This is a genomic window from Variovorax sp. P1_H12_2 (assembly GCF_056405335.1).
This window is the reverse complement of sequence record NZ_JBFUCI010000217.1, coordinates 1-10,514: the sequence shown is the minus strand read 5'-3', so window position 1 is coordinate 10,514 and position 10,514 is coordinate 1. Positions and strand designations below refer to the sequence as shown.

At 66.3% G+C, this 10,514-nt stretch carries 11 protein-coding genes; 6 read left to right on the top strand and 5 right to left on the bottom strand.

Annotated features, from left to right (window positions below; all coding sequences use genetic code 11):
- From AC1D2K_RS20605 to AC1D2K_RS20590, 4 genes are all read left to right on the top strand, one after another.
- On the top strand, positions 1–1,226 hold a 1,226-nt coding region (locus tag AC1D2K_RS20605), incomplete at its 5' end, for an MBOAT family O-acyltransferase (RefSeq protein ID WP_478090686.1).
- 1 nt (position 1,227) lies between these two features.
- A complete protein-coding gene (locus tag AC1D2K_RS20600) occupies positions 1,228–2,241 on the top strand; it encodes a hypothetical protein (RefSeq protein ID WP_478090685.1) in 1,014 nt (337 codons plus the stop codon).
- A gap of 31 nt (positions 2,242–2,272) precedes the next feature.
- Positions 2,273–3,028, top strand: coding sequence for a cell division protein ZapD (gene zapD / locus AC1D2K_RS20595; protein ID WP_478090684.1), 756 nt, complete (start codon positions 2,273–2,275; stop codon positions 3,026–3,028).
- The gene (locus AC1D2K_RS20590) at positions 3,025–3,234 is read left to right on the top strand and encodes a DNA gyrase inhibitor YacG (RefSeq protein WP_478090683.1); all 210 of its coding nucleotides are present in this window, start codon (positions 3,025–3,027) and stop codon (positions 3,232–3,234) included. The genes zapD and AC1D2K_RS20590 overlap by 4 nt, the downstream gene beginning before the upstream one ends.
- A gap of 3 nt (positions 3,235–3,237) precedes the next feature.
- Here AC1D2K_RS20590 and AC1D2K_RS20585 read toward each other — a convergent pair whose 3' ends face one another.
- Genes AC1D2K_RS20585 through secA form a run of 4 tightly spaced genes read right to left on the bottom strand, consistent with a single transcriptional unit; the run spans position 3,238 to position 8,601 of the window.
- Positions 3,238–3,666, bottom strand: a complete 429-nt coding sequence (locus AC1D2K_RS20585) for an NUDIX domain-containing protein (protein ID WP_478090682.1) — start codon at positions 3,664–3,666, stop codon at positions 3,238–3,240.
- 7 nt (positions 3,667–3,673) lie between these two features.
- Complete coding sequence (locus AC1D2K_RS20580; RefSeq protein WP_478090681.1) at positions 3,674–4,543, bottom strand: ATP-binding protein; 870 nt, start codon at positions 4,541–4,543, stop codon at positions 3,674–3,676.
- Between the two features lie 28 nt (positions 4,544–4,571).
- Positions 4,572–5,801 carry a bifunctional glutamate N-acetyltransferase/amino-acid acetyltransferase ArgJ gene (gene argJ, locus AC1D2K_RS20575; RefSeq protein ID WP_478090680.1) on the bottom strand — a complete coding sequence of 410 codons (1,230 nt, stop codon included), beginning with the start codon at positions 5,799–5,801 and terminating at the stop codon, positions 4,572–4,574.
- Positions 5,802–5,823: 22 nt separating this feature from the next.
- Positions 5,824–8,601 (bottom strand): preprotein translocase subunit SecA, encoded by a 2,778-nt coding sequence (secA, locus tag AC1D2K_RS20570; protein ID WP_478090679.1) that lies wholly within the window; start codon positions 8,599–8,601, stop codon positions 5,824–5,826.
- Positions 8,602–8,808: 207 nt separating this feature from the next.
- On the opposite strand from secA, the gene AC1D2K_RS20565 reads away from it, so the two are divergent.
- Complete coding sequence (locus AC1D2K_RS20565) at positions 8,809–9,114, top strand: hypothetical protein (RefSeq protein WP_478090678.1); 306 nt, start codon at positions 8,809–8,811, stop codon at positions 9,112–9,114.
- A 17-nt stretch (positions 9,115–9,131) separates the two neighbouring features.
- On the opposite strand, the gene AC1D2K_RS20560 is transcribed toward AC1D2K_RS20565, so the two are convergent.
- Entirely contained in the window at positions 9,132–9,812 is a 681-nt protein-coding gene (locus AC1D2K_RS20560; RefSeq protein WP_478090677.1) for a PepSY-associated TM helix domain-containing protein, read from the bottom strand.
- A 298-nt stretch (positions 9,813–10,110) separates the two neighbouring features.
- Here AC1D2K_RS20560 and AC1D2K_RS20555 point away from each other — a divergent pair, with 298 nt between their 5' ends.
- Positions 10,111–10,416, top strand: a complete 306-nt coding sequence (locus AC1D2K_RS20555; protein ID WP_478090676.1) for a hypothetical protein — start codon at positions 10,111–10,113, stop codon at positions 10,414–10,416.
- Positions 10,417–10,514 lie beyond the last annotated feature (98 nt).

The following is a 10,514-nucleotide window of genomic DNA, read 5'->3' as shown; positions in this document are numbered from 1 at the left end:
ACCTGGGCGTGCTGGCGGTCTTCAAGTACGCGAACTTCTTCGTCGCCAACGTCAATGACGGCCTCCTGGCGGCGGGCTACTCGCCGATCTCGATGCTGCACATCGCGCTGCCGATCGGGATCTCGTTCTATACCTTCACGCAGATCGCCTTCCTGGTGGACTGCTGGCAAGGCAAGGTGCACGAGCGCAGCTTCGTGCACTACCTGCTGTTCGTCACCTACTTTCCCCACCTGATCGCGGGTCCGGTGCTGCATCACGCGCAGATGATGCCGCAGTTCGCCAATCCGGCGACCTACCGGGTCGACTACGACAAGATCGCGCTCGGGCTGGCGATCTTCGTCTTCGGGCTGGGCAAGAAGCTGCTGATCGGCGACCCGATGGGCGAGTACGCCGACCTGATGTTCAACGGCGTCCACAAGGGCCTGACGCCGACGATGGGCACCGCTTGGGTCGGCGTGCTGGCCTACACGCTGCAGATCTACTTCGACTTCTCGGGCTACTCGGACATGGCGGTGGGCCTGTCGCTGTGCCTGGGGGTGCAGTTGCCGCTCAACTTCAATTCACCCTACAAGTCGACCAACATCATCGAGTTCTGGCGCCGCTGGCACATCTCGCTGTCGACCTTCCTGCGCGACTACCTCTACGTGCCGCTGGGCGGCAATCGCAAGGGACCGGCGCGGCGCTACCTGAACCTGTTCCTGACGATGCTGCTGGGCGGCCTGTGGCACGGGGCGGCCTGGACCTTCGTCATCTGGGGCGCATTGCACGGCTTCTTCCTGATGGTCAACCACCTCTGGAACGCCAAGGTGCGCCGCAACGCCAAGCCCGGCCGGGTGGCGCGCCTACTCGGCTGGCTGCTGACCTTCGTCTGCGTGATGATCGCCTGGGTCGTGTTCCGGGCCGAGAGCATGCACGCCGCGACCACCATCTACCAGGCCATGCTCGGGATGCACGGCACCGCGCATTCGGTGTTCAGCGAACTCGGGGCCGTGCCCTACCGCAAGAACGACTTCTTCCATACGCTGCTGGTCGGACTGTTCATCTGCCTGGTCATGCCGCCGACCATCACGCTGCAGCGCTGGGTGCCGCAGCTGCAGGCCCTGGCCGGACGGCCGCGCCTGGCCTGGGTGTTCACGGCGCTGATGGCCGTCTTCACGGTGTACCTGCTGGGCGTCTGCGTTTCGAAGCTGGGCTCGTACAGCCCCTTCCTCTATTTCCAATTCTGATATGACTCCCGCGAAACTCTGGCTGCGGATCTTCGGGGCCGGCTTCCTCGTCATCATCGCGCTGCTGATCGTGACCCTGAAGACGCCGGCCTTCTATGGCGACATGACCCGCATCGGCCTGCTGTCGGAGACCGCCTTCGGCTGGCGGATCGAKCCGCCGCACGTGGACCGGCAGTACCTGAATGCGGTGCCGGTCGCCGACGCCGACATCGTTGTGATCGGCGACAGCTTCTCGATGTCGAACCGCTGGCAGTCGCTGCTCACCCGGGCCGGCTACCGCGTCACGACCACCTTCTGGGGCCAGATCAACGAGGAACTCTGCGGCGACTTCGATGCCTGGCTCGATCGCGCGGGCTTCCGCGGCAAGCTGGTGATCGTCGAGAGCATCGAGCGCCTGGTGAACGACCGCATGGTCGCCACGCAGACCTGCAAGACGATGACCAAGCCCTTCTCGGCCGGCCTCAAGCCCTTCTTCGAATCGCCCTCGGCGGTGCCGGCGCCGGCGCTCAACTGGGACGGCAAGCTGACCTCGGGCGTGCGGATCTATCGCAACACCAGGAGGGCGCGCGAGGCGACGGAACCGATCTTGTCGAACGACCGCATCCTGGTGCGTCCGGTTCCCGAGGGCTGCGCGATGTTCAGCCACCAGCTCTGCGACAAGGTCCCGTTCTGGCCGGCCGACGACGAGAACGGCGAGCTCACGGTGCAGCATGCGGCACAGATGAAGGCCTTCAGCGACGCCCATCCGCAGCGCGCCGTCCTGTGGATGATCATTCCCAACAAGACCACCGTGTATGTCAAGCCGGAACATTCGAAAGATTTCGTGACGGCTTTCGGGGCCGCCGATCTCGGCCCCGACCTGTTCAGCCTCTCGCAGGAGGAGAAAAAGAAGGTCCGCGACTATTTCTTCCCCAACGACACGCACCTGTCGATGCACGGGCAGTTGGTGGTCGGTCAGCGCATACTCGAGGCGGTTCGCAAGATCCTGCCCACTGCGCCCTCGAAGGCTTCTTGAAGCTATCATCTGCAACCGGAAGCCACTACGCGTGATCCTCTACGAGTACCCCTTCAACGAGCGCATCCGGACCTACCTGCGGCTGGAACACCTGTTTCGCCGTCTTGGCGAACTGGTGCCGGCCGACTCGCCGCTGCTGCATCACTATGCGCTCGTCACGATCTTCGAGATCATGGACGTGGCTGCTCGCGCCGACCTCAAGGCCGATGTGCTGCGCGATCTCGACAAGCACAAGAACGTCTTCAACAGCTACCGCGGCAATCCCGCGATCGCCGAGTCGGTGCTGGACCAGGTGGTGGGCAAGCTCGAAAGCAACTTCGCGACGCTCAACACGGTGCCTGGCAAGGCGGGCCAGGCGCTGACCGAGAACGAGTGGCTCATGAGCATCCGCAGCCGCGCCGGCATCCCGGGCGGCACCTGCGAATTCGACCTGCCGGCCTACTACACCTGGCAGAACCGCCGGGCCCCCGAGCGCCGCGCCGACCTCGAACGCTGGTCGTCAACGCTCGCTCCGCTGGCCGAATCGATCTACCTGCTGCTCAAACTGCTGCGTGACGCCGACGTGCCCTACAAGGTGATCGCGGCCARCGGCCAGTTCCAGCAGACCCTGCCGCAAGGCCGCAGCTTCCAGCTGCTGCGGCTGCGCATCGACCCCAAGCTCGGGCTCATCCCCGAGATCAGCGGCAACCGGCTCATGGTGTCGGTGCGCCTGATGCGGCACGAGGCCGACGACCGGCTGCACCAGAGCACGGACGACGCGCCTTTCGAACTCACCCTCTGCGCATGAGTGCCGTGAATGCTCTCGGCGAGCGGATCGTCAGGTGCCCGGCGTGCGGGCAGGACAGCGTCTATGCGGCCAGCAACCCCTACCGGCCGTTCTGCAGCGCGCGCTGCAAGGGCATCGATCTCGGCGCCTGGGCCAGCGAGGAATTCAAGATGCCCGCCGATGCGCCGCCGGACGATGATCCGTTCGGCGATCCCAAGCGCCAGTAAGCCCTAGGCCGCAGGCCGCTCGAAGGCCAGGCCGCGCTCCTCGGCCAGCCAGCCCAGCACCGGGAGCGCGCCCGGCAGCACCGGCGCAACGTCCAGCGGCAGTTGCTGCCAGCACATCGCCTGCCCCTCGCGCATTTCGAAATCGCCCGCCCACTGCGTCACCTTGCACCAGTGCAGGCGCACCAGCGCGTGCGGGTAATCGTGCTCGGTGACCTTCCAGACTTCGGCGCCGGCGATCGTGATGCCGAGTTCCTCGTGCAACTCGCGGCGCAGGGCCTGTTCGACGGACTCGCCGGCTTCGAGCTTGCCGCCCGGGAATTCCCAGTAGCCCGCATAGGGCTTGCCCTCGGGCCGGGTCGACAGCAGCAGCGCGTCGTCCTCGCGGATCAGGATGCCGACCGCGACCTCGGTGTGCTTGCGCGAACCCGTCATGGCAGCCTCAGGCGCGCCCGGCATAGTCGCGCGCGAACTGGTAGGCCACGCGGCCGCTGCGCGAGCCACGCTCGAGCGCCCACACCAGCGCTTGCGGGCGCGCGGCCTCGACCGCCTTGGCGTCGACACCGAAAGAGGAAAGCCACTGGGCGACGATCGCCAGGTACTCGTTCTGGCTGAACGGATAGAAGCTCACCCAGAGGCCGAAGCGCTCCGACAGCGAGATCTTCTCCTCGATCACTTCGCCCGGGTGCACCTCACCGTCTTCCGTGTGGGTGTAGCTGAGGTTGTCCTTCATGTACTCGGGCAGCAGGTGGCGCCGATTGCTGGTCGCGTAGATCAGCACGTTGGGCGTCGACGCGGCGATCGAGCCGTCGAGGATCGACTTGAGCGCCTTGTAGCCCGGCTCGCCCTCGTCGAAGCTCAGGTCGTCGCTGAAGACGATGAATTTCTCGGGACGGCCCGAAACCACCTCGACGATGTCGGGCAAGTCGGTCAGCTCGGCCTTGTCGACCTCGATCAGGCGCAGGCCCTGCGGCGCATAGGCCTGCAGGCAGGCGCGGATCAGGGACGACTTGCCGGTGCCGCGGGCACCGGTCAGCAGCACGTTGTTGGCCGGCTTGCCCTCGACGAACTGGCGCGTGTTGCGCTCGATCTTTTCCTTCTGGACGTCGATTTCCTTCAGCGCATCGAGCGACATCGCGGCCACGTGGCGCACCGGCTCGAGCGTGCCGTGGCCCGAGCTGCGGCGGCGGTAGCGCCAGGCGATCGAGGCGTTCCAGTCGTCGGGGGCCGACAGCGGCTGGGGAAGGATCGACTCGATGCGGCCGATGAGCTGTTCGGCGCGTTCCAGGAGACGTTCGAATTTCTCGTTCATGGCAGCGAGCGCAGCAAGCGTGGGGGCTTCATGACCGGTAGTCGGCGTTGATGGTGACGTAGTCGTGGCTCAGGTCGCAGGTCCAGACCGTGTCGGCGGCGCTGCCGCGGCCCAGCGCGATGCGCACCGTGATCTCGCTCTGCTTCATCACGCGCTGGCCATCTTCCTCGCGGTAGCTCGGATTGCGACCGCCCTTGACCGCCACATGGACGTCGTCGAGGTAGAGGTCGATGCCGGTCTGGTCGAGGTCGGCAATGCCGGCATAGCCGACGGCCGCGAGGATGCGGCCCAGGTTCGGGTCGCTCGCGTAAAACGCGGTCTTGACCAGCGGCGAATGGGCGACCGCATAGGCAACCTGCCGGCACTCGGCCGAATCCTTGCCGCCCTCGACCCGGATCGTGATGAACTTGGTCGCGCCTTCGCCGTCGCGCACGATGGCCTGGGCCAGCTGGCGCGCGACGTTCTGCATCGCTTCCACGAGGGCGCGGCCTTCGACGGATTCGAGCGAGGTGATGGTGGCGTGCGCCGCCTTCTGCGTCGCGATCACGACGAAGGAATCGTTGGTCGAGGTGTCGCCATCGATCGTCACGCGATTGAAGGAGGCATCGGCCAGCGCCTTGGCCAGCGGCTGGATCAGCGACGCCTCGATCTTCGCATCGGTGGCCATGAAGCCGAGCATGGTCGCCATGTTCGGCCGGATCATGCCGGCGCCCTTGCTGATGCCGGTGACCGTGACGGTCACGCCGCCGATCTGCACCTGCTGGCTGAAGGCCTTGGGCACGGTGTCGGTCGTCATGATGCCTTCGGCCGCGCGCGCCCAATGGCCGGGCGCGGCATCCGCGAGCGCGGCAGGCAGGCCGGCTTCGATGCGGTCGATCGGCAGCGGCTCCATGATCACGCCGGTCGAGAAAGGCAGGATCTGCTCGGGCGCGAGATTCAGGTGCCGCGCGAGCGCGATGCAGGTCGCCCGCGTGCGCGCCAGGCCGTCCTCGCCGGTGCCGGCATTCGCGTTGCCGGTGTTGATCAGCATCGCGCGAATGCCGAAATCGCGGGCCAGGTTCTCGCGGCAGACCTGGACCGGCGCGGCGCAGAAGCGGTTCTGCGTGAACACGCCGCCGACCGCGGCGCCTTCGTCGATCAGCACCACCGTGAGGTCCTTGCGGTTGGCCTTGCGTACGCCCGCTTCGGCCACGCCGATGCGGACACCGGGCACCGCATGCAGCGCGGCGGGGTCGGGAGCGGAAAGATTCACTGGCATGAGGAAATCCTGGTCGTTGCTGTCAGGTGAGCTTGCCGTGGCACTGCTTGAATTTCTTGCCGCTGCCGCACGGACACGGGTCGTTGCGGCCGACGCGCGCGAAGGCCGCGGCACCGGCACTCAGGCCGCCGGCCGCCTGGCGGCGCAGGCTTTCCTCGTCGACCCGGACCTCGACCTCGCCGGTTTCGGTCGGCGCCGTGTAGGTGATGTTGGCGAGGTTCTCGCCGCGGCTTTCCATGGCGTCGGCAGCTTCCTCGAGCTGTTCGCCGGACTGCACGCGCACCGTCATGAGCTGGCGCGTGACCTCGTTCTTGACCGAGTCGAGCAACTGGCCGAAGAGCTCGAAGGCCTCGCGCTTGTATTCCTGCTTGGGCTGCTTCTGCGCATAGCCGCGCAGGTGGATGCCCTGGCGCAGGTAGTCCAGCGAAGCCAGGTGCTCGCGCCAATGGGTGTCGATGCTCTGCAACAGCACCATGCGCTCGAACTGCGTGAAGTTCTCCTGGCCGATCAGCGCGACCTTGGCGCTGAAGGCCTCGTTGCCGGCGGCGACCACCTTCTCGACCACATCCTCGTCGCCGATCGCAGTCGCGGCCTCGACTTCCTTCTGCAGCGGGATCTGCAGGCCCCACTCGTCGGCCAGGGTCTTCTCGAGCCCGGCCAGCTGCCATTGCTCCTCGACCGATTCGGCCGGCACGTACTGACGCACCAGGTCGGTGAAGCAGCCTTCGCGCAGCGCCTCGATCTGCGCGCTCAGATCGGTGGCGTCGAGGATGTCGTTGCGCTGCTGGTAGATCACCTTGCGCTGGTCGTTCGAGACGTCGTCGTACTCGAGCAGCTGCTTGCGCACGTCGAAGTTGCGCGCCTCGACCTTGCGCTGCGCGCTCTCGATGCTGCGGGTCACGATGCCGGCCTCGATCGCCTCGCCGTCGGGCATCTTGAGGCGGTCCATGATCGCCTTCACGCGGTCGCCCGCGAAGATGCGCATCAGCGGGTCGTCCAGGCCCAGATAAAAGCGCGAGGAGCCCGGGTCGCCCTGGCGGCCCGAGCGGCCGCGCAGCTGGTTGTCGATGCGGCGCGACTCGTGACGCTCGGTGGCAATGATGCGCAGGCCGCCGAGCGACTTCACGAACTCGTGGTCCTTGTCCCATTGGGCGCGCAGCCGTGCGATTTCTTCGGCCTTGGCGGCATCGTCGACGGACTCGTCGGCTTCCACTGCCTCGATCATCTTCTCGACGTTGCCGCCGAGCACGATGTCGGTCCCGCGGCCCGCCATGTTGGTCGCGATCGTGATCATCTTGGTGCGGCCCGCCTGGGCCACGATCTCGGCTTCGCGCGCATGCTGCTTGGCGTTCAGCACCTGGTGCGGCAGGCCGGCCTTCTCGAGCAGGCCGTCGATGATCTCGGAATTCTCGATCGACGAGGTGCCGACAAGCACCGGCTGGCCGCGCTCGTAGCACTCGCGGATGTCCTGGATCGCGGCGTCGTATTTCTCGCGCGTGGTCTTGTAGACGCGGTCGAGCTGGTCCTCGCGCCTGCTCTGACGGTTCGGCGGAATGATCATGGTCTCGAGGCCGTAGATCTCCTGGAACTCGTAGGCCTCGGTGTCGGCCGTGCCGGTCATGCCGGCGAGCTTGGCGTAGAGCCGGAAGTAGTTCTGGAAGGTGATCGAGGCCAGGGTCTGGTTCTCGGCCTGGATCTCGACGCCTTCCTTGGCCTCCACGGCCTGGTGCAGGCCATCGCTCCAGCGGCGGCCGGTCATCAGGCGGCCGGTGAATTCATCGACGATCACGACCTCGCCTTGCTGCACCACGTAGTGCTGGTCGCGATGGTAGAGATGCCGCGCCCGCAGTGCCGCATTCAGGTGATGCATCAATGTGATGTTGGCCGGATCGTAGAGCGACGCGCCCTCGGGCAGCAGCTTGAACTCGGACAGCACCTGCTCGGCCTTCTCGTGGCCGTCTTCGGTCAGGAACACCTGGTGGGTCTTCTCGTCGACCGTGAAGTCGCCGGGCTTGGTGACGCCTTCGCCAGTGCGCGGATCGGCCTCGCCTTCCTGCTTGACCAGCAGCGGCACGACCTTGTTGATCGCCAGGTAGAGCTCGGTGTGGTCCTCGGCCTGGCCGCTGATGATCAGCGGCGTGCGCGCCTCGTCGATCAGGATCGAGTCCACCTCGTCGACGATCGCGTAGTTCAGCCCGCGCTGGACCCGGTCGCCCGGCTCGTACACCATGTTGTCGCGCAGGTAGTCGAAGCCGTACTCGTTGTTGGTGCCGTAGGTGATGTCGCTGCCGTAGGCCTGCTGCTTCTCCTCGCGCGGCATCTGCGGCAGGTTGATGCCGACCGACAGCCCGAGGTAGTTGTAGAGGCGGCCCATCCACTTGGCGTCGCGGCCGGCGAGGTAGTCGTTCACCGTGACCACGTGCACGCCCTTGCCGGTGAGCGCATTGAGGTACACCGGCAGCGTGGCCGTCAGGGTCTTGCCCTCGCCGGTGCGCATTTCGGAGATCTTGCCGTTGTGCAGCGCCATGCCGCCCAGCAGCTGGACGTCGAAATGGCGCATCTTCATGATCCGTTTCGACGCTTCCCGCACCGTAGCGAACGCTTCAGGCAGCAGGTCGTCGAGCGACTCGCCCTTGGCGACACGGTCCTTGAACTCCTGCGTCTTGGCGCGCAGCGCGTCGTCGTCGAGCTTCTCGAAGGACGGTTCCAACGCGTTGATGCGTTCGACCGTCTTGCGATACTGCTTCAAGAGCCGGTCGTTGCGACTGCCGAAAATTTGGGTCAGGAAGTTGGTGGCCATGAATGGAGATCGATGCACACTCGCCGGATGCGGGCGCCTCGACCGAAGTCCCTAAGATAGACGGAGAACGAACTTGGGCGCGCTTTGTCAAAAGACAAGCGGACCGGCCCGCAGGATTGCCGGCAAACCGCTGATTTTAGCCGCCTTGTCCTGGCCCTCACGACCTGCCATTTCCCGCCACTTCGGCCATTTGCCCGTCCATTGCCCATGAATCGCCGCTACAACGCCGTCACCGTGCTCGAAGCCACCGAGGGTTCCCCGACCCTGGCGGGCCTGGCCGCGCGCGCCCGCGACGCCAGCGAACGGCTGGCCGCGGTGCTTGACCTGATCCCGCCCGAGATGCGCCCCGCCATCCAGGCCGGCCCGGCCGAGGGCGATGTATGGTGCATGCTGGTTCACGGCAGCGCGGCGGCCGCCAAGCTGCGCCAGTTGGCACCGATGCTGCACGCGCGGCTGAAGTCGCGCGGCTGGGAGGTGGCGACGATCCGGATCAAGGTGACGTCGAGGCGCTGAAAACCGTCGCCGGCGGCTCAGGTCTGGGCCAGCGCCAGTCCCAGCGTGAGGGCCACCGAGGTGCCGAAGATCGCCAGCCCGACGGTGCGGCGCCGGTGCGTCAGCATCCAGAGCACGACGCCCGAGAGCGACAGAAAGATCAGGCTGCCCGCCAGCGTGTCGACCAGCAGGATCCACCCCAGCGACATGCCGGTACCCTTGTGCATGTTGGTCAGCGTGGCGAGGAAGCCGTTGCGCGTGGTCGTGACGCCCACCGACCGGTTGCCGCGCCAGTAGTCCGCCTGCACGATGGCATCGGGGCCGCCGAAGTTGAACACCCATCGCTCTGGCTGCATCAACGGGTCGGCCTTGCCCTTTTCGCTCCAGCCAACCGGCCGCGCGGGCTCGGTCCGCATCGAATTCGGCGGGCCCTTCTGGTCCAGCGCGCGCTGCAGCCAGACCGCCATGTCCTGCGCGCTCGCGGGCGCCGGGTCGGGAAGCGACAACTGGGCGCTGGCGCGCTGCTGCGACATCGGCAGCTTGAGCACGGCCCGGTGGTTGAGCCAGATGCCCGCGGTGCCGAAGATCAGGCCAAGAATCGCGCCCCAGAGGCCGATCCAGCCGTGGGTCTTGCGGATCCACTGGAGGGCGATCGCGCGGCGCTGCATCGAATGGCTGCGGCTTGCGGCAGGGGCGGAGGCGTTGGATGCGTAGGACATGCGTTCAGCGTGATCGTTTTTTGAATGAAATGGCGCCGTGAGCAGCAGCCACTATGGCTGCCGGATGCCTTGTGGCGCGACAAGGTCGAATCTCTCGGCCGCTGTCCATTCTGCCTTCCTGTCACGCACCGGCGCCCCGGGGCACGGTGAATCAGACGTTTCTGAGGGACGGCCACGCGGCCCATTCCTAGACTGCGTTCAGATGAAATCCCTGGAACCCGAAATGTCCCGCGCTCCCGTACGCATGCCCGTGGCCCCCCCTGCAGACGAGGCAATGCGCCGAGATGCCGAAGCGGGCATGGACACCCTCTTGCGGCGCGTCGGCGTGCGGACGCGAGGCGATCTGCCCGACCAACCGGTTGGCGTGCCGGCGGCCGTTGAAGCGACGCCATTGCACAACTACCCGGGACCGGGGTTCGAGCACATGACGACGCAGGCCTGGAACCGGCTGCCCGCGAGCTGCAGGGGATCGTGGATGGAACGCTCGGCCGGCAATGGTGGCGCTGCGCGCCGGGTCCGCGTGGCCCTGACCGCCGATGCCGACCTGCTGCCGGTGTACCTGATGGATTCGGTCCGCACCGACCTGCCTTCGCTCGGCGCCTGAACCGTGGCCGGAAACGCAGGAAACTGGTGCCGCTTGTCGGAATCGAACTGACGACCTACCGCTTACAAGGCGGTTGCTCTACCAACTGAGCTAAAGCG

What these genes read in the sequence shown, in the direction of transcription:
- secA (WP_478090679.1), bottom strand. Translation starts at nt 8,601, where the DNA reads ATGGCCACCAACTTCCTGACCCAAATTTTCGGCAGTCGCAACGACCGG.
- AC1D2K_RS20555 (WP_478090676.1), top strand. Translation starts at nt 10,111, where the DNA reads ATGGACACCCTCTTGCGGCGCGTCGGCGTGCGGACGCGAGGCGATCTG.
- AC1D2K_RS20585 (WP_478090682.1), bottom strand. Translation starts at nt 3,666, where the DNA reads ATGACGGGTTCGCGCAAGCACACCGAGGTCGCGGTCGGCATCCTGATC.
- argJ (WP_478090680.1), bottom strand. Translation starts at nt 5,801, where the DNA reads ATGCCAGTGAATCTTTCCGCTCCCGACCCCGCCGCGCTGCATGCGGTG.
- AC1D2K_RS20580 (WP_478090681.1), bottom strand. Translation starts at nt 4,543, where the DNA reads ATGAACGAGAAATTCGAACGTCTCCTGGAACGCGCCGAACAGCTCATC.
- AC1D2K_RS20560 (WP_478090677.1), bottom strand. Translation starts at nt 9,812, where the DNA reads ATGTCCTACGCATCCAACGCCTCCGCCCCTGCCGCAAGCCGCAGCCAT.
- AC1D2K_RS20590 (WP_478090683.1), top strand. Translation starts at nt 3,025, where the DNA reads ATGAGTGCCGTGAATGCTCTCGGCGAGCGGATCGTCAGGTGCCCGGCG.
- AC1D2K_RS20565 (WP_478090678.1), top strand. Translation starts at nt 8,809, where the DNA reads ATGAATCGCCGCTACAACGCCGTCACCGTGCTCGAAGCCACCGAGGGT.